The sequence below is a fragment of the Thermoanaerobacterium sp. RBIITD genome, assembly GCF_900205865.1.
GTDB lineage: Bacteria > Bacillota > Thermoanaerobacteria > Thermoanaerobacterales > Thermoanaerobacteraceae > Thermoanaerobacterium.
In genome coordinates, this window is sequence record NZ_LT906662.1 from 1,363,222 (window position 1) to 1,383,089 (window position 19,868).

The window sequence follows — 19,868 nt, forward strand, 5'->3', positions numbered from 1 at the left end:
AATTCAAGCAGTATTAAGGGAATATGAGATGTTGCGCGATCGATCATTAAAAGAAGCACTTTTAAGGCGTGACGAAATTTATAGAAAATTGCCTGAGGTATCAAAGATAGATAATGAAATAAAAAGTATAGGTGTGGAAATTTCAAAATCTATTTTTCTAAAACCGCAAGAATCTAAAAAGCTCTTATATGAGCTTAAAAGTAAGCTTTCAATATTGAAAAAGAAAAAAGCCGATTTGCTTAAATCGAATGGTTACCCTGAAACATATCTTGAACAGAAATTTGAATGCAATATCTGTAAAGATACAGGATATGTAAATAACAAAAGATGCCGGTGTTTTGAGCAAAAGCTTATTAATATTTATTACAGACAGTCAAGTATAGAAAATATTACGAAAAAAGAGAATTTTTCTAATTTTAATTTTTATTATTATTCAGATCAAGCAATAGGCGACAAGCTTTCGCCAAGGGAAAATATAAAAAATATAGTTGAAAGTTCTAAAAACTTTATAAAAAATTTTGATACAGAAAGGGAAAGTCTTTTTTTCTATGGCGATTCTGGCCTCGGCAAGACTTTCCTCTCTAATTGCATCGCTAAAGAGCTCCTAGACAAAGGCAAAGTAGTCTTATACAGAACAGCACCTGATTTAATCGAGGGGTTAAGAATCAACAAATTGAATTCTGACAGCAATTCCTATTTCGAATATTTAGAGCTTTTAAGGGATTGCGACTTGTTGATAATAGATGACCTGGGAACCGAACCTATAACACCTTTCAGCCTCCAGGAGATCTTTAATATTGTCAACACAAGATTGCTTTTGAATAAAAAATTTATAATATCAACAAATCTTCCGCTTTCAGAGATAGTTAACATATATCCCGAAAGATTATGTTCCAGGATTTTTGGCAACTTCAAAATGTTAAATTTTTACGGAGAAGACATAAGGCTAAAAAGAAAGATAATAATTTAGTTTAGCCATTCAGCAAAAAATCCTCCTGTGTCCTTTCCTGTTACACTATCCACTACGTCTATAAGGTTCTGCGTAGTGGCATTTTTATATTTATATTCGCTGTAGTATTTGTCTAAAGCTTCTTTAAATTTCTCATCGCCAATTAAGCTCCTTAATTCACTAAATATCATAGCGCCTTTATTATATACAATATTCGTATAATCTCTCCAATCTTTAAACTGACCAAGGGTCTTTACCATTGCATCATCTTTATTTGTTTTAATATATTTATTGAATTCTCCTGAAATGATGGATTTAAAGACTGTATCTGCTGTCGCTTTGCCATAGTATTTTTCAATGTACATTATTGTCATGTACTCTGTCAGCCCTTCATCAAGCCAGGCCTCCTTCACTTCATTATTTCCAACAACACCGTACCACCATTGATGTGCCGTTTCATGTGCAATCACATATTCCAAATTAAATATATTATTCTTAGAATACAAATCCTTTGAAATCATAACTAAATTCGGATATTCCATACCACCCATATAGAAGTCTGACTCTACAACACTATACTGCTTATATGGATATTTACCGATGTAGCTGTTATAGAACTTCACTGCATCTTTTGCATATTTTAATGCCCTTGTACCTACGTCTTCGTCAAAATAATATGACATTACTTTTATTCCATCAACGTCTTCTTCAGCCACTTTGAATTTTGGACTCAGCACAAAAGCAAAATCCCTAACATTTGATGCATTTATTGACATTACATCATTATTGCCTTTATGCCTATCTGATTTTATTAATCCTGTTGATGCAACTACAATGTTTTTTGGCACTGTCAGTGTTACGTTGTAATTTGATACATCACTATAAAATGGGTCCCCAAGTGCATAATATGGATCATTGTTCCACCCATTTTTATCATAGACTGATACAATCGGGTAAAAATTCGCTATCTGAACAGTATTTTTGCCGTAGCCGAATCTTCCTGCCGATGGCGACAGTTGTACTTTGAAATTTATAGTGAATTTTATTCTGCCATTTTTATTAAGCTTCTTTGGAAGAAGTATTTTCATAACCTGCCCGGTATTTTCATCAATGCTGTATGTAGCTGGCACTTTGCCATTAAATGACACATTGCTTATTTCTATATATCCTGGCTTAAATCCATCAGGATATGCTAAGCCTATCTCTTCCTTTGTAAATGGCGCTTTATCCTTTTCTTTAAAAGCGTTGGGGTATAAATGGAGGTATATTTCGCTTAATTGAACATCATCAGTATTTAAAAAATCTATCGTTTCTGAACCCGATATTATCTTATTTGCATCATCATATTTTAAATCCATTGTGTATGATGTAAGGTTGCTCTTTCCAAACGGTGCAAAGTGGATCAAAAGAGCAATGATAAAAATCAAGACTACCGCCCATATAAATTTTTTACTTCTCATACCACCAGCTCCTCCATATTTTTGTTCACTATATATTAGTACAAATAATCAAATATTAGAACAAAATTTAAATAAATATGGAAAAGCAAAAAGCACTATGATGTACATAGTGCCTTTTGGATAATTATTAAATTATTTTACGAACATGAGCATGTTTGTATTTGAATCATATTTATAGCTGAAACCAAATAATGTCTTTAAATCATCTGCTGATATCCATGTTAAACCTTTATCTAATACTATTTGATCTGATATTGTCAAATCTTTGCCATTTAATTTTGCAGCAGTGCTATTTATAGCAATGTCTGCTTTTATTTTCCCATATGTTAGATTTATTGTACCATTGTCGTTCCAGTCTACATTGCTGCCAAGGTATTGCATAAATGCTCTTGCAGGTACATACCATTTGCCATTTATCTGTTTTGGATTTGCTGGTATAATCGGCTGTTGAAGCATATTGCCATATATAGTCAGCATAGTTGCATTGAATTTTGTTGGTACAATTGTTTTTGGTGAATCTGTCTCTGTTCCATCAGAGTTCTTTGTTATTGAATATGTGTCAATAAGTGTTCCATCCTGTTTTACAGCCTTTATTGTAAGTGTATTCCCATTGACATCTGCAACAATGTAGTTTGGCTGATCTTGCGGGTCATAGAAGAAAGCATCCCATACTTTCTGTGAAAGGTCTGGATAGTATTTATTACCGCTTCTTCCTGTAACTACATACACTGTTCCTTTTGCAGGACTATTTACATATTGATCATTATTAATTGGATATGTCCTTGAGTAACCGTGGTCATGTCCATTGAAAACTATGTCAACATGATATTTGTCAAATATAGGTTGGAATGCTGCTTTTATCTGTTCATTTGATCTTGTCGCTTTATTGTAATATGGTGTCTTGTGGAAGAAAACTATTTTCCATGTCTTATTTGTGCTACTTAAATCTTTATCAAGCCATACTTTCTGTGCTTCTAATATATCACCTGCAACAGGCTCTTCCTCATCTTCTTGGCTGTCAAGCATTACTATATGTGCATTGCCATAGTCAAATGAATATGTCTGACCTTTTAAACTATCAGGCCCATTTTGTGGTACTACAAATTGATTCACAAAATCTTTTGGTTTAGCTGAATCATAATTTTTCGATTGATATGTCTCGTGATTACCTTGCACTGGCATTTCTGGTATTGTGTCAATTACACCTTTTGCTGCATCAAACCAATTGTTCCAATGTGCGTACATCTGTCCAATTTCAACTAGGTCCCCAACATTAACAAAGAATTTTGCATCTGGATTTGCTTTAAATGAATTTTGGATTGTTGTTTTCCATGGACCGTATTGCGGATCTGTTGCAACTCCGCTCTGGCTATCACCAAATATTAAAAACTTAAATGAATTTGTATCTTTTGCTTCCGTTGTGAAAGTATGTATATCACTCCAGTTTGTACCATCTCCGACTTTGTAATAATATTTTGTTCCAGGTTCTAATTCTGTTAAAGTTACTGAGTGAATATTCATATCGCCGAGGTCTGATGTGAATTTTCGTGCTTTTTCATCAACTGTCTTTGCATCTTTTAATGCTGAATCTTTTCCATACTGAACCTTTCCTGAATTAACTGTTGTATCAGTTCTCCATGTAATTGTTTGTGTTGTCATAGGGTCCTGTGTCCATGTAAGTGTAATATGGTCCGGCATAACTTTCGCACCTGGAGTATTTGTATCAGCAAATATAGCCGTAGGTGCTGCAAAAATAGATACTGCCATAACTAATGCAACTAATAACGATAAAAACTTCTTCATAATCAAAACACCTCTTTTGAATTTTTATGTACAAGTACATAATAATACTTTCTTGTTAAATCAATGTTACGAAGATGTAAAAATTGTTAAAAGCATGTTATGTAATTGTTAAATATAAAAAACATGGACGCAACACATATTTGTTTTTCAATCATATAATGTCAATGTACGTAATAAGTATCACAAAGGGGGAAGCCTAAAATGCATTTCTTATATACAATTTTTATAGCACTCGCAAACAATCTTGATAATATTAGTGTTAGGATAGCATATAGTATACGAGGTATAAAAATTCCTATAATGAAAAATTTATGGATATCTCTCATTACTTTTATTATTTCTACTATTGCAGCCTTATCAGGTAGTATAATATCAAATTTCCTAAGTAGACATATCACATCCTTATTAAGTATGTTATTACTTACCGCTATAGGATTATGGATAATGCTTGAACCGTATTTCAAAAAGAACTATAATTCAAATGAAGAACTAAATAATAGTGAAGAAGATAAAAGCATATATGCGATAATTAGAAAACCCGAAAAAGCAGATGTTGACAATTCTAAGGATATTGATTATAAGGAAGCGACATTTCTCGGTATAGCACTTTCAATAAACAATATTGGTGGAGGGTTTAGTGCTGGCATGATAGGCCTTAATTCATTTTTTATCGGACTTTTTTCAGCCTTAATAAGCTTTTTAGCACTTTGGATAGGAAACTATATTACAGATTTCTTCAATAGATGGAACCTAAACAAAAAAGCAACCATAATTGCGGGTATTTTACTTATATTAATAGGTCTAAAACAAATTATGTAAAGGAACTTATTAATCCCCCTGTCTTTAAGATTTTCTTTTAAATCTTTAAACAGTTATTTAAAAGCTTTTTCAATAATTCCTCTTTTATATACAATACCTGACAATATCTCTGCCTTGAATGCTATATCTTTCTTTTTGTTTATATCTGCAGGGATGTCTTTAATTGCTTCAACACATCTTTCTAAATATTTTTCCCTTCTTCTTTTCTTCTATTTTTGTCCATCAGAGGCAACTTCCATTTCTTTTCATCTTATATTTATTATATCATATGTAAACAAAAAGCCAGGTTGTTTTCATTTCTTAAATTGCAATAAATAAATGCAAAAAACAATATTTCAAAACTTCGTAGGATTTATTATATCAACCTCAAATGGTTTCTTTCCTTCATGTGTGATCCAGTATTATAAATTTTTAAAGGATTTTCTATATTTTTATAAAAAATGTATATAAAATTAAATAGATAACAAAATTTTACTAAAAATATGGAATTATAGATCTCGGCGGGAATATATTATAAAATTTTTATAACTGTTAAAATTTTGATGTGCCAAAAAACGGAACTATTTTCACAAATACTAATAAAAAATATAACGAATTTAGGAACTTCCCAAATGTTAGATGAAGACATATAATAACATCAAAAATAAGATATGGAATAAAATAAAACATTATAGAGGAGTTGATATTTATGGTAAAAAAGATTAATTTATTATTTGCTTCTCTGTTGATAATAACATCTATATTTGTAATGCCATTAGCTTATGGAAAAACAATTAATAATGCTAACACAAAAAATATCAATAAAATAAATATAACAAATCCCAAAGATGAAATAGTAGAGCCTATGCAGTTTGGTATGGCTATTGTTACTGCTCCATCAGGTTTAAATGTAAAGACAGGACCTGGAACAAATTATCCTATAAAGGGAGCATATTCATATCATACTATACTTGATATCACCAGTTTTGCAGAAGAAGATAATAACGGAACTTTGTGGTATCCTGTAGAAAATATGGACAAGTCTCTATCTGGCTGGGTAGATGGAGATTATATAGAAATGATAGGTGATTAACCATATGTAAATTTCCATATCCTATCTTTTTTATAAAATATATTATACAATTTTAATTTAGTTTAAAATACGCATCCATTATATCTCTTGCAACATATGCAGTATATGCACCAGAACCACCTTGATATATCAATGCTGTAACTAAAATCTGAGGCTTATCATACGGCGCAAAGCCCACATACCATGCATAATTCTGCATAACTTTTGTGCCATGGGATCCTACTTCAGCAGTACCGGTCTTACCACCAACAGGTATTGGATAATTGGTAAATGCAGCACTTGCAGTACCGTTTTCTTCTGTAACGCGCTTCATACCTAACTTTATAGCATCAAGATACTCCTGTGGTATGCTGATCTTATCTAACACTTCTGGCTTCTTTTCTTCAACTATTTTACCGTCAGGCGAAACTACCTTATCCACCAAATGCAATCTATATCTTGTTCCACCGTTTAATAGCGTCGATAAATAACTTGCAATTTCTATCGGCGTAAATTGATTACTTCCCTGTCCTATAGATGTATTCGTCGTATCTACTAAAGTCCATTTAGTCGCATCCATCAACTGCCATATGGTCATCTGCAGCTTTGAATCGGTTATACCCATCTTTTTTAGCTCCAAAAACGTAGAATAGTCGCTAAAATTACCTTTATCAATCAAGCCGACTATTTTATCATACTGTTCTTGAGTTATTTTGCCTTCTGGATTTGATTCAGACTTGACCATGGACTTTAGTATTGACAAATTATAGTTTCTCTTGAACTGCTTGCTGGATATTGTTCCTGTTGTCTCATATAACTCTATTCCTGTCTTTTGATCAAGACCTAACATATGGGCGTATTCATATATTTTGTCAATACCCATTCTTCTTCCCATCTCGTAAAAGTAGGTATCCGTTGAGTATTGTATTGCATCCGACACATTTACAGCACCCTGCGTCATTCCATATTCTCCATACAGCCAGTTTTCCTGTCCTGTAGGAGCATATATTCCAGGGTCTACATATCTCTCATTTATTGTCGTGACTCCAGATTCTAAAGCTGCCAATGCAGTTACCATCTTAAATGTAGAACCAGGTGGTGCAGCACCTTGTGTTACATAATTGAAGATTGGGCTTGGATCAATCGTTGCATTTCTTGATCTAAATAGCTCATTTACGATGATGTTTGAGGGATTGCCTGAAGCAAATATATTTGGATCATAACCAGGAACACTTGCAAGCGCTAATATTTCGCCGGTATTTATATCAGTGACAACAACAGCGCCAATGTTTGCCGGCAAGTATTCCCCATGAGGACCTTTCTTAGTCTTTCGAATGTTTTCCATAGTCCTTTGAAGAGATTCCTCTGCTACTTGCTGCAGTTTTCCATCTATAGTTAAATATACAGTGCCCCCTGGTTTTGGCTTTACTTCATCTAGTTTTTTTATTAGTCTTCCATAGTTATCTACTTCAACTTGCTGCTTTCCATCAGTTCCTCTTAAATATTTTTCAAGGTAGCTTTCTAGACCGTAGTGTCCCACTAGATCAGATATTTGATAACCTTCCTTGCTGTACTTTTTCCACTCTTCTTGAGTCATACGTCCAATATATCCTAATGTCTGTGACAGTAGCGTCTTAAATGGGTAAAGCCTTATTGGTTTGACATCAATTATCACACCTGGCAGATCTAAATGATTTTCTTCTATCTGAGCAACTGTCTGCTGATTCGCATCTGTCGCTATTTCAACAGGCTTGTACTGGGAATATCCTTGTTCAAGCATCAATTGTTGAATTGCCATTACGCCTCTTATTTCTTGAGGAGCTAATTTTTTTGAGATTTTAAATTTGTTTATCAATATTTCCCACGCTTCACTGGCGGTGGCATTTTGTGGAATATTATTGTTTTTCTTCCACTGTTTTTCTCTCTGATTTAACACTGATTGATCGACATTGTTCTCATCTGGATTCTGAAAATTGAAGTACGGTTTATTGTTGCTGTCTAAAAATATAGGCAAATCATCTTTATACTTAATTCCGTTGTTATTAAGGGTATTTAACAATCTTAATATGACATCATTCAAATTGACATTCTTTGCATCGCTTCGCAGCAATTCGATGGAATAGCTTGGCCTATTCGTCGCAAGCTTTACACCATTTCTGTCTACTATATCACCTCTAGGAGCTGTAATCGTAATGGATCTTATAGTGTTTCCCAGAGATTGCTCTTTATAGTAATCCCCTTTTATAAGCTGCAAGTATACTAGTCTACCAATAAGAGAAATCAGCATTATGGCTATTGCCCATCCAAAAATGCGAAATCTTGTTTTTGTATCATCATCCAAAATATTCACCTCCAAAATTAAACCAATTACACTTGCACATGTTTAAGTTCATTATTGTTAATAATTGAAATTGTGAATAGTTGATTCATCAGATTCTTAAAAGATAAGTCTTCCAAAATTTTAATAATAAAAGAAGTATATATCACCTTAATTCGTATTTAATAAACTCATTGTAGAGAACAACTTTATTAATATTTTAATACGCCTAAGCATTGAAATAAATTTCTTTAATTTACTAAAACATAATATTATTATTCACATAAAAATTACAATGTAATCGTAAAAATATTAGCAATAATCTATACCTAATTTGTATTTAATATAAAAACATAAGAATAAAATAATATATTCTTATAATATTTTTTAAAACTTTACAACTACACAATGTATATTATATTCTATACTACAAATAATGGCAAGAATTATTACAATTTAATTTTAACGATAAAAATTTATTATAATATACCCTTCATCATATAATATTTTTTATATTATTTTGCATAAAAGATTGTTGGAACCATTCTCTCACCAAGAGGATTTATTGGATTATTTATTACTTTTCCTTTATAATAAAGTGTTGTTGAAGAACCACCATCAAGGTTTGCGGCATTAACTGCCCCATAATCTAGCATTATATTCTGAACATCTTTTAAAGTTGCACCAGTTAAACCTCTAATAAACGTTCCATCAATAACTAAGAATATTACTGTACCATCTTTTCTCTGTCCTATAGCTGTTCTTGATGTTGAACCCCACCCGCCATCACCTTTTTTTATCATAGGTTCTCCATTAATAATAAGTGCAGGTCTAAAACTAACAGCCTCTTTTATTGCAACGTTTTTTAGCTCATCTAAAGTGTATTTACCAACAAGCAGTTTACCATCATTGGTAAAGCCTACAAGATCTATTTTACCATCTGTGCTATATGCATTATTATATAAAATCTTCCCATTGTGAATAATGATACCACCTGGTGTTCCACCACTGCCTGTCCATGCTCCATTTACAAACCCGATAAAGCCGCCTGCATTAATAGCAGCTACAGCGTTGTTATCTTTTGCAATCGTACTTACTGTCTCACCTTCTTTAGGCAGTTTACTTGATATGCCAACTTGTATTCTTGTTGGATCATGTATTAATATTACTTTACCTTTAAATCTATTGCTTGATATGTCATATACTTCAATTGTGTTATTATGAATGTTTTTGAAATTTAATATATTTTTATCGCTACTTCCTGTAGCAATATTATTCGAATTTTTCATAATTTCATCTATCTTACTCTGGGGCAAGAATAATGTTACTATATATTTATGACTAAAAGTTGTCATTGCAGATGTAACTAAAGTATTTCTTATATTTGCGAATGGTCCATAAAATATCAGCGCAGGAATAACAATAATTGCTAATATGAATTCAAAAACTAAATATACAATTGCCTTTTTTGCCAAAATCCTCATAATCAATAATTCTCATCCCTTTTATTTCGTTCATACAACAAGAGGCTCATTTTTACTTTAAATTTTAGCTTACATACATGATTACAAAACAGCACGCAATAATGCTTCTCAATAAAACAATATTAATTATTATCTTCAATAAAACGCTTTATTTCACTTTCAGATTGACATTTTTCAAATACATATAATGGAAAATTACTAGAAAGAGTATGGTATTACTTCAAATAAACAAAATATTTCTCACTCACGAAGATATAATGAAAAACGGGCATAACATTTGATTTTTACAAATTGTTATGCTCATTACTTATTTTTTAATTTATCAATTTTTTTATTTCTTCCTTCATTAATTCTGTAATCTTCGCTATCTTATCAATATCCATGCCTTCTTCTAATAGTTTGTTTGCAATCTTTATACTTTTTTCCTTCTTTCCTTTTTCAATTATCATCTTATATGTTTCCGATCCTTCAATTCTAAACATTCTTACCACATCCATAAAAGCTTTTTCAATAAATAAAAATAAAATTTATTAATTATTAATAATAACTTGGGGTGGATTGATTCCTGAAATAAATAGATTGGTTTTAATCTCTGGAAGAAACATTACCATTTTCAATGCGATATCAAATGTGGTATAACCACCCATACTATGTCCAAACAATACTATTTCGTCTGCATAAATCTTAGAATACACCTGTGAAAAGCAATCATTTGAATATTCTGTAAACTCATACAGCAAACCTCCTCTTGATCTGCTACCATGACCTCTTGCTTCTATGCACAAAACATCAAAAAACTGTTTAATATCATCAAAATAATTTTTATAATAATTTGCATTTCCTCCCGCAAATGGAAATACCATTAATTGCTTTTTCTTCATTTTTTCTCTCCACTGTTAACTTTTCATTCTGTTCTGTGATATTCTGCATTATTGCCAAATTCCCAATAGCCACCCTCTGCACCCAATTCAAAATGTAACTTTGCAATTCCCATATCAATAGGGCCGTAAGGGGATTTATCAGAAACCCGTGCCCTCACAGTACCTGATTGATAAATAAATTTAACTGGTTGCTGGTTCAGTGCAGAAGGTGCTTTTTGAACTGCATAAATACCGTTCTTAAACCAATTAGGTAATTCAGTAGTATCCGCTTCGACTATTTCATTAAACGACTTTGTTTTTCTATGCATAGCTTTTGATATTATCTTCTCTTTTAACGAAAATTTATCTGCAACCTGTCCTAATACAATTAAACAATATATTTCCTCATCCTGATTTACAAAACAAACGCAACTCTTCTTATCAAAACACGTTCCCACCCAACAGGTTCCCAAATTAAGACAGGTAGCCTCTAACACTAATTTTTCTCCATAATATCCAGCTCTTTCTTTAGAAAAATCATCTGTTTTACCGACAACAGCAATATAATTATTTACACCAGAAAACATTCCATAACTCCTCTTTAGTCCTGCAAAAGCTTTTCCATTATTCAAAATCAGTTGCATATTCAAATCAGCTTCCTTATTATATCTATTTATTAATTCTTCCATTTTTTGTACTTTGTTTTGTGGAATTGGAGTATTCAGATACTTTCTGTTTGAACATCTTACATTAATTGCTTCTTTAAGCGTCATATAAGCACCTCCTTTATTTTCTAGTTAGTATCAAGTTTGACACTTTGGCAGTCAGTTTTCTCTTTTTCTGACTATCAATTCCATAGCATGTTTGTATTTGAAAACTATGTCAACATGATATTTGTCAAATATAGGTTGGAATGCTGCTTTTATCTGTTCATTTGATCTTGTCGCTTTATTGTAATATGGTGTCTTGTGGAAGAAAACTATTTTCCATGTCTTATTTGTGCTACTTAAATCTTTATCAAGCCATACTTTCTGTGCTTCTAAATATATCACCTGCAACAGGCTCTTCCTCATCTTCTTGGCTGTCAAGCATTACTATATGTGCATTGCCATAGTCAAATGAATATGTCTGACCTTTTAAACTATCAGGCCCATTTTGTGGTACTACAAATTGATTCACAAAATCTTTTGGTTTAGCTGAATCATAATTTTTCGATTGATATGTCTCGTGATTACCTTGCACTGGCATTTCTGGTATTGTGTCAATTACACCTTTTGCTGCATCAAACCAATTGTTCCAATGTGCGTACATCTGTCCAATTTCAACTAGGTCCCCAACATTAACAAAGAATTTTGCATCTGGATTTGCTTTAAATGAATTTTGGATTGTTGTTTTCCATGGACCGTATTGCGGATCTGTTGCAACTCCGCTCTGGCTATCACCAAATATTAAAAACTTAAATGAATTCGTATCTTTTGCTTCCGTTGTGAAGGTATGTATATCACTCCAGTTTGTACCATCTCTGACTTTGTAATAATATTTTTGCTTTAAAGGTTAAATCTTTGCATCAGAAAACTCGCTATATATTGTCAACACTTTTAGTTCTTAATAACTTATTTTTATTTTGTTTCTATCGTCTCTTGTTTTAAATCTGATATTTTCTTCATTAAGTCCTCTCTTGCAAAATTAATTAACTCCTGCTCATCTTTGCCGTTATCAGAATATGTAGCTACACCAAAATACCACTTGCCAGGCAATTTATCTTTTATCTTTTTTATTACAATAGCTACACCAGCAGCTCCTGTTATAGGAAGAATTAAAGCTAAATTGCTATCGTCAATTTCAAATACTGTGTCTATATCACGAATTTTATGCCTTACTTGTTCTGCAATTTTTGAAATTCCAGCACTGATTTTTCCTTCGCATTGTGCCAGAACTAGAGAGAGATTTACATTGCTCCTTTTGGCTCGGTTTATTTCGCTCTTTAATAATTTTTTAAGTTCTGGATAACGATCTTTTTTTGTAGTGTACCCTATTAGTTTTACAACACGTTTTACAAGTTCAACTGCTTTAAATGGCTTAATGAGATATTCTACTGCACCAATCTCTATTGCTTGCGTAATTGAAGAGGCCGTAGCATCTCCACTCAGTATCATCACAGGGATGTTTTTGTATTCTGAATGTGATTTTAATTTCTGTATAAATTCAAAGCCATTTTGATTCGGCAGATTAATATCTACAATTACCAAATCGAATAATTCCTTTTTACTACTTTTTATTTTTAATATTGCCTCTTCAGCAGTAGCTGCTGTTTCAACATCATAACCTTCTGCCCCTAATATATCTTTAACCATAAGTCGTATTAATGCAGTGTCATCTACTATTAAAATGCTTTTACTGTCTCTTCTTTCTTCCATAGCTCTTTTATTGAGACTAATTTGTAGCCTCTCTACTATCCTCCTTATATGTTAATTTTAGTAAGCAATTTTTACTTGCTTTTTACACAGTTCCTTCCTGCACCTTTTGCTTCATACAGAGTATTGTCTGCTCGTAAAAGAATGGTATCAATGGTGTCTGATGACCTGTAACTGGTTACACCAAAGCTTGCAGTCACATACCCCACTTCTGGTAGGTTCATCATACTAACATGCTTTCTGAGCTCTTCAGCTAGATCAGCTGCATCGCTTATAAAAGTTTCCGGCAATAGAATTATAAACTCTTCTCCTCCCCAACGTGCAAAACAATCTGTCTTGCGTATCCTTCCTTTTACCGTATCGGCAACATTCTTAAGAACCATATCCCCCGCAGCATGACCGAAACGGTCATTTACGCTCTTGAAGTGATCTAAATCAAACATAATAAGCGAAAAAGGCTTTCTATTTCGTTTTGTTCGTTCTATTTCTTGCTCTAGCATCTGCATGAAAAAACGCCGGTTATAAATATTTGTAAGGTGATCTGTAATAGATTGACGGTAAAGCAATTCCTCAAATCTTTTGCGTTCGCTTATGTCGCGAACAATTCCCACTGCATGCCAAGCATCTTTAATCCTAACAGCAGAAAGTGAAAGTTCTACATCAATTTCATGACCATTTTTATGCCTTGCTTTTAATTCAATCGTTCTACCCACAGTATTCCCTTTGCCGCTCATTCGGAATTTTTTAAATGCCTCTTTATATGCTTCGTACAATCGTTCGTCTTGTATCATAAATGTGTGTAAGTCTTTACCTATTATTTCTTCTCTTGAATAGCCAAATATGCGTTCCACTGCAGGATTCCAAAAAGTTACGTTTCCTTTATCGTCAATCATGATGATAGCATCTCCTGCAGATTCCATTATAGTGCTTAAAATCTCATTCTTTTCCTGCAGTTCTTTTTCCATTTTTCTACGCTCTGTCATATCAATTACAAGTTCTGCATATACTTTTTCTTTCCCAAATTCTACAAATTCCAAGTGAATCTCTGCTGGATAGAGAGAACCATCTTTTCTGCGGTGTACAGTGTTAAAGATAATTTGCTGTTGTTCTCCTTTAGTCAGAGGAGCAAGAAGTTCTTTAAAGCTTTGCAGATTAAACTCTGGTTTTAAGTCAAGAGGTGTCATTTCTTTGAGCTCTTCCTCACTGTAGCCTAAATTCTCCTTTGCTCCGCGGTTTACTACAAAGAATTTTAATGTTTCTGGGTGAAATATGTAAATCTCGTTCAATGAGTTTTCAAAAAGGTATTTGTAAAATTTGAGTTCTTTTTCAGCTTTCCATCGCTCGGTAATATCAAAAATAATTAAATACAATAGTGTTTTTCCTTGACAATTTATAGTAGATGAATAGACCTCTGCCAACCTCTCTTCTCCGTTAGCCAATCGTTGGATGCAAATGCATGAACTGCAGCACTTTCTTAAAGCTTCTAAACACTTTTGGTCACCACTTATGGTAGAAATACCAACATCCATCTGCAGCATGGTCTCTCTGGAATAACCGTAGAAGTGACAGGCAGCTTTGTTAGCATCGATAATGCGTCCATATTGCTGGTCAATAAGCAGCATTATTGCATCATGATTTTCAAACATACTGCGGAACAAAGCCTCATTCTGTTTTAACCGTATCTTCGCTTCGTGGAACTTAAAAACCATTTCTATTTGAGATATAAGTACATATTCGTCAACACCCTTGAGCACATAGCCGTAACCTGTAACCGATCGGATTTTTTCCATTATTTCTTTACTGGTATTAGCAGTCAAAAATAAAACCGGAATATCTTTATGCTGCTGAATTATTCGCGCTGCATCTATCCCGTCGATTGTTCCTCCAAGTTCTATGTCCATAAGAATTAAATCTATACTTTGATCACTACGTACCCTTTCTACAGCTTTCTCTCCTGTTAAGACTATTTCTGTTTTGTATCCATATTTACTTAAAATATCTGCTGTTATTTGTGCGTTAAGTTTGCTATCTTCTACAATCAGGATTTTCTTTGGAAAAGCAGCATTCATCAGTTAATGCCTCCAATTAACTCTATTTTAGCAGTTTCAAGAATGTAATTTCTATCGTTCTAGAAGTGCTCGTGCGCTCTCGAAATATTATTATACTATTTTTACATAAAAACACAATAAAAATTTTCCTGTCATAATATTATCCTCTATGATATTTTTCTGTCAAAAAGCTCACAACCCTATATTGCTCTATATAGTCGGTTCGTCGTATAATCACAAAGTTATGACAATAAGTAATGCAAAAACCACTTTGTTTCATTGGAAGAAGCCAATAATTATCTTTATGAAGTAAGTAAAAAATTAAATAATACAAAGAATCCTTTAAAAAACAATAAGACACCCGCAGAGATATTTGAAGAAGAAAGGCCATATTTATTACCGAAATTAAGCATTTTGATGCAGCAAGATGCGAAGACCACCATGCATACAAATATTTCAACAATAGTTATAGGCTCATGTAATTACTAATTATTTATAACCAATTTGAAACTATCTGGAATAAAAAATGCTTATGAGATGACGCGTAAGATGTTGCAATAAGTGATATAAGCTATGATAAAATATTTCAAGATCCAGTTAAGCATAAATAGGTTCTCCAAAGTACTCTGTATTTGATACATCCTTTGTTTTCTTTATAGATAAGTCTCGCTTATTCATCCATATCCACCCCAATTCCCGTTTATCCAAATCCGAATTACGTGATCTTTTATAAAAATTTTTTATCATAGATGTCCAACATTTAGAAATTTAAAAGCAATAGTTTAAATAGTAACGTTATATACAATTTTAGCAATAGTTTAAGCCCTTTTTGTATACGTCACAAATATTTATGCAATTCGTATTCTTTATATCATCTTACATACACTATTTGTATATCTCTCTAACTGCTTCATTTCCGTAATTATCCATAATATCACATCTGTAATAGTATATTAGCATAGATAATAGCAAGTATCAATTAAAATTTAAAAAATTTTCAAAAATCTATTGACATTACAAATAGATTAGGAGTGCTATTTGAAGTGCTTTTAACATCAGATATGAGACTTGGGAAAGCATTAGGCCTTAAATGGGGAGATGTGGACTTTAAAAATAGCTGTATTCATGTTAAAAGGACATTGTCAAGAACAAATGAGGGATGGAAACTAGAAGAGCCAAAAACATCAAGAAGCAGAAGAACCATACCGCTACCGAAAGAGATAATGATTAATGAACATAAGAAAATCAAGCAGAGGAAAAGCTTAAAGCAAAGGAAACCTTAAATTATGATAAAGGTAAAGATAAGTTTAAGCCGGAAGAATGGCAAGAGAAGTTTAAAGGACCCCAAAGTATTTGTAGATTAGGGTTTGTATTTGCGGCTCAAAAATGCTGTTTTAATTTCGCAATCAAAAAGGATATCGACATTTCATCGATACCCTCTAATATGCTTTATGTATGGAGCTGGCGATAGGACTTGAACCTACAACCCGCTGATTACAAATCAGCTGCTCTGCCGATTGAGCCACGCCAGCACTTTATTGGCTTATCGCCCTGACAGTTATATATTATACCGGGTTAGCTCCATTATGTCAACACTTTTTTTATCTATTTTTTGAGGAAATTGATGGACTAACTCATCAATTCCTCCCTTACTATAGTCTCTTCTCTTCCGGGTCCTACAGATATTATTGATGCATTAATACCTGTCAATTCTTCAATTCTTTTTACATACTTTTGCGCATTCAATGGTAAATCTTGAAATTTTCTTATATTGCTGATATTTTCATTCCAACCGTCAAATTCTTCATAAATAGGTTCGCACATAGCAAGGTCTTCTAAGCTTGCGGGGAAATCCTTTATAATCTCACCATTGAATCTGTATCCTGTACAAATTTTTATTTTATCAAGCCCTGTCAATGTATCAAGTTTTGTAAGTGCAAATGTCCTTATTCCAGATACTTTTACAGAAAAACTAAGTATTACCGCATCAAGCCAACCACATCTTCTTGGCCTTCCTGTTGTCGTTCCATATTCATGTCCCTTTTCTCTTAAGAAGTTGCCATAGTCATCAAAGAGCTCTGTTGGAAAAGGTCCTTTCCCGACTCTTGTAGTATATGCTTTAACTACACCTATGACATCATTTATCATCGTTGGACCAACACCTGCACCAACTGTAACACCTCCTGATATTGGATGCGATGCCGTTACATATGGATATGTCCCAAGGTCAATATCAAGAAGTGTACCTTGTGCACCTTCAAAAAGCACTTTTTTCCCATCTTTTATAAGGTCATATAAAAGCGATGTAGTATCAACGACATATGATTTTATTATAGAAGCATAGCGTGAATATTTTTCATAAATTTCTTCAAAGTTCAATTCTCCTGCATCATAAACTTCTCTAAATATTTTATTCTTTTTCTCAACATTTAGCTTAAGCTTATTCTTAAAAACTTCAGGTTTTAAGAGGTCACATACTCTTATACCGATTCTCTCTGATTTATCCATGTAGCAAGGACCTATACCTCTTTTTGTTGTACCTATATCATTTTTACCTTTTGCAACTTCCTCAAGTTCATCGAGCTTTATATGATATGGCAATACAATATGCGCTCTATCGCTTATTTTTAAGTTTTCCACACTTACGCCCTGCTCTTTTAACGTGTTTATTTCATCGATAAGTGAACCAGGATCTAATACAACACCATTTCCAATTATACATATTTTTTCTGGATACAAAATGCCAGATGGAACAAGATGCAGTTTATACTGCGTTCCATCTTTTTCTACGGTGTGTCCTGCATTATTTCCGCCTTGGTACCTTACAACGACTTCGGCTTTCTCTGCTAAATAATCAGTAATCTTTCCTTTACCTTCATCGCCCCATTGTGATCCTACAATTACAAGCGTTGGCATAGCTTTACCCCTTTCTTATTTTATCCTCTTCAATATTTCCCTTGCAACAACGACGCCTGATACAGATGCCTGAGCGAGACCCCTTGTGATACCTGCACCATCACCTGCTGCAAAGAGATTTTCAACCTGTGTTTCAAAGTTGTTTGTAAGCTTTACCCTTGATGAATAAAATTTAACTTCAACACCATATAAAAGTGTATGTTTAGAATATACACCAGGCGAAACTTTATCAAGAGCCTGTAGCATTTCGATTATTGATTGCAAAAACCTGTATGGCAATACAAGGCTTAAATCTCCAGGTGTAGCATCTTTCAATGTTGGCTCTAAAAGTCCTCTCTTTAATCTTTCAGGTGTTGATCTTCTTCCTGATAAAAGGTCACCGAGCCTCTGCACAATTACACCATCCCCAAGCATGTTTGCAAGTGATGCAATGTATCTGCCATATGCTATAGGTTCTTTAAAAGGTTCTGTAAATTCTTTACTTACAAGCAATGCAAAATTGGTATTGTCTGTCTTTATATCTTTATAACTGTGCCCATTTACTGTTTTAAGGCCATCGTTATTTTCAACAACAACTTTTCCATATGGATTCATGCAGAAGGTTCTTACCTTATCATCAAAGGATTTTGAATGATAAATGAATTTTGATTCATATATGACATTTGTTATATCTTCCATAACGACTGCAGGTATCTCAACTCTTACACCGACATCAACAGCGTTATTTTGTGTATCAAGTGACAGCCTGTCGGATTCCTTCTTAAACCACCCTGCACCTTCTCTGCCTGGCACGACAACAATATATTCTCCTCTGTATTCTTCGCCATCTTCTGTTACTACACCATATGCTTTATTATTTTCAGTAAGTATTTTTGAAACTGGTGTTTTTGTCTTAATTTCAATTTTATCCCTTAGAAAATCTTCCATATTCTTGATTATATCGTAGCACTTCTCCGTGCCAAGGTGCTTTATTATGGCTGGGATAAGCTTTAAATCGGCTGCTGCAGCTCTTCTTTCAATATCTCTTATCTTATCTTTATCAGTACCATGTACTTCCTTAGTCCCGCCGAATTTTACATATATACTATCGACATAATTTATAAGCTCATTTAATTCCGACTTTGGCAGGTATTCATCAAGGACGCCGCCGTATTCAGATGTTAATGTAAGTTTTCCATCACTAAAGGCACCAGCACCTCCGATTCCACATGTAATTGAACATGGCTTACAATTTATGCACTTCGAACCATATTGGTTAATAGGGCATATCCTGCCGCGGATATCTCTTCCTTTTTCAAGCATTAATATTTTTAATCCGCTATTTTCTTTTATAAGTTCTAGGGATGTAAAAAGCCCTGCCGGACCGCCGCCGACAATTATAACATCATATGCTTTCATGGAAAACACTCCTTTTATTTATTTAAGGTCACAAACATCCCCTACAGTATCTTAACAGATATTTATGATTTAATCAACTAAAATTACGAATAATTAATTATAAATAAACAATAAAGTTCGTCTTTTCTCAATATATATTGCAGATGATATTTTTACAACTTTAATGATCGCAAAAGAATTTAATGTTTATATAATACTTAATATTTCAATAAGGCCGTCTTACTATAGAACCTGTGTTATTTATATCTAATTAATAAAAAACATAAGAACCTAGTCTGATACTCTTTTCACCATCTACTTTGTATTATTATACCCTCAAAATTTGCTTAAATTATTATTGCTGTTTTTT

16 protein-coding genes, 1 tRNA gene and 2 pseudogenes are annotated in these 19,868 nt (G+C 33.1%); 4 read left to right on the forward strand and 15 right to left on the reverse strand.

The window, feature by feature from the left end:
• The first annotated feature begins 28 nt into the window (after window positions 1-28).
• Window positions 29-970, forward strand: a complete 942-nt coding sequence (locus CPG45_RS06245; protein ID WP_350354080.1) for an ATP-binding protein — start codon at window positions 29-31, stop codon at window positions 968-970.
• Here the strand turns inward: CPG45_RS06245 and CPG45_RS06250 are convergent.
• Both CPG45_RS06250 and CPG45_RS06255 read right to left on the reverse strand, forming a co-directional pair.
• Window positions 967-2,409 carry a M1 family metallopeptidase gene (locus tag CPG45_RS06250; protein WP_096231120.1) on the reverse strand — a complete coding sequence of 481 codons (1,443 nt, stop codon included), beginning with the start codon at window positions 2,407-2,409 and terminating at the stop codon, window positions 967-969. The two genes, CPG45_RS06245 and CPG45_RS06250, sit on opposite strands and share 4 nt — an antisense overlap.
• 132 nt (window positions 2,410-2,541) lie before the next feature.
• Window positions 2,542-4,212, reverse strand: a complete 1,671-nt coding sequence (locus CPG45_RS06255; protein ID WP_096231121.1) for a fibronectin type III domain-containing protein — start codon at window positions 4,210-4,212, stop codon at window positions 2,542-2,544.
• 201 nt (window positions 4,213-4,413) lie between these two features.
• Here CPG45_RS06255 and ytaF point away from each other — a divergent pair, with 201 nt between their 5' ends.
• Window positions 4,414-5,031: a sporulation membrane protein YtaF gene (ytaF, locus tag CPG45_RS06260; protein WP_096231122.1), complete on the forward strand. Its 618-nt coding sequence runs from the start codon at window positions 4,414-4,416 to the stop codon at window positions 5,029-5,031.
• A gap of 59 nt (window positions 5,032-5,090) precedes the next feature.
• On the opposite strand, the pseudogene CPG45_RS17415 reads toward ytaF, so the two are convergent.
• Window positions 5,091-5,263 (reverse strand): annotated as a pseudogene (locus CPG45_RS17415) (DUF4351 domain-containing protein); the annotation flags it as partial.
• Window positions 5,264-5,719: 456 nt separating this feature from the next.
• Here CPG45_RS17415 and CPG45_RS06270 point away from each other — a divergent pair.
• The gene (locus CPG45_RS06270; RefSeq protein ID WP_096231123.1) at window positions 5,720-6,103 is read left to right on the forward strand and encodes an SH3 domain-containing protein; all 384 of its coding nucleotides are present in this window, start codon (window positions 5,720-5,722) and stop codon (window positions 6,101-6,103) included.
• 52 nt (window positions 6,104-6,155) lie between these two features.
• Here the strand turns inward: CPG45_RS06270 and CPG45_RS06275 are convergent, their stop codons facing one another.
• The 9 genes and pseudogenes from CPG45_RS06275 to CPG45_RS06310 all read right to left on the reverse strand — a co-directional run bounded on the left by CPG45_RS06275 (window position 6,156) and on the right by CPG45_RS06310 (window position 15,226).
• On the reverse strand, window positions 6,156-8,438 hold the full coding sequence (locus CPG45_RS06275) for a penicillin-binding protein 2 (RefSeq protein WP_231969033.1): 2,283 nt from the start codon (window positions 8,436-8,438) through the stop codon (window positions 6,156-6,158).
• Window positions 8,439-8,914: 476 nt separating this feature from the next.
• Window positions 8,915-9,883, reverse strand: a complete 969-nt coding sequence (locus tag CPG45_RS06280; protein WP_096233508.1) for a phosphodiester glycosidase family protein — start codon at window positions 9,881-9,883, stop codon at window positions 8,915-8,917.
• Window positions 9,884-10,197: 314 nt separating this feature from the next.
• Window positions 10,198-10,395: pseudogene (locus CPG45_RS06285) on the reverse strand (Rpn/YhgA-type helix-turn-helix domain-containing protein); the annotation flags it as partial.
• An 18-nt stretch (window positions 10,396-10,413) separates the two neighbouring features.
• The gene (locus CPG45_RS06290; RefSeq protein WP_096231125.1) at window positions 10,414-10,764 is read right to left on the reverse strand and encodes an alpha/beta fold hydrolase; all 351 of its coding nucleotides are present in this window, start codon (window positions 10,762-10,764) and stop codon (window positions 10,414-10,416) included.
• A gap of 23 nt (window positions 10,765-10,787) precedes the next feature.
• Window positions 10,788-11,516, reverse strand: coding sequence for a nitroreductase family protein (locus CPG45_RS06295; protein WP_096231126.1), 729 nt, complete (start codon window positions 11,514-11,516; stop codon window positions 10,788-10,790).
• Window positions 11,517-11,567: 51 nt separating this feature from the next.
• Window positions 11,568-11,795 carry a hypothetical protein gene (locus CPG45_RS17420; protein WP_231969034.1) on the reverse strand — a complete coding sequence of 76 codons (228 nt, stop codon included), beginning with the start codon at window positions 11,793-11,795 and terminating at the stop codon, window positions 11,568-11,570.
• Entirely contained in the window at window positions 11,761-12,243 is a 483-nt protein-coding gene (locus tag CPG45_RS17425) for a metallophosphoesterase (protein WP_350354081.1), read from the reverse strand. The genes CPG45_RS17420 and CPG45_RS17425 overlap by 35 nt, the downstream gene beginning before the upstream one ends.
• Before the next feature lie 119 nt (window positions 12,244-12,362).
• Entirely contained in the window at window positions 12,363-13,160 is a 798-nt protein-coding gene (locus CPG45_RS06305; RefSeq protein ID WP_096231127.1) for a response regulator, read from the reverse strand.
• Between the two features lie 71 nt (window positions 13,161-13,231).
• Entirely contained in the window at window positions 13,232-15,226 is a 1,995-nt protein-coding gene (locus CPG45_RS06310) for a GGDEF domain-containing response regulator (protein ID WP_096231128.1), read from the reverse strand.
• 1,022 nt (window positions 15,227-16,248) lie between these two features.
• On the opposite strand from CPG45_RS06310, the gene CPG45_RS17430 reads away from it, so the two are divergent.
• Complete coding sequence (locus CPG45_RS17430) at window positions 16,249-16,488, forward strand: tyrosine-type recombinase/integrase (RefSeq protein ID WP_231969035.1); 240 nt, start codon at window positions 16,249-16,251, stop codon at window positions 16,486-16,488.
• Between the two features lie 173 nt (window positions 16,489-16,661).
• Here the strand turns inward: CPG45_RS17430 and CPG45_RS06325 are convergent.
• The 3 genes from CPG45_RS06325 to CPG45_RS06335 form a co-directional block, all read right to left on the reverse strand.
• A tRNA-Thr gene (locus CPG45_RS06325) sits at window positions 16,662-16,737 on the reverse strand.
• Between the two features lie 97 nt (window positions 16,738-16,834).
• Window positions 16,835-18,121: an adenylosuccinate synthase gene (locus tag CPG45_RS06330; protein WP_096231130.1), complete on the reverse strand. Its 1,287-nt coding sequence runs from the start codon at window positions 18,119-18,121 to the stop codon at window positions 16,835-16,837.
• Between the two features lie 15 nt (window positions 18,122-18,136).
• Window positions 18,137-19,519, reverse strand: coding sequence for an NAD(P)/FAD-dependent oxidoreductase (locus CPG45_RS06335; RefSeq protein ID WP_096231131.1), 1,383 nt, complete (start codon window positions 19,517-19,519; stop codon window positions 18,137-18,139).
• Between the last annotated feature and the right edge of the window lie 349 nt (window positions 19,520-19,868).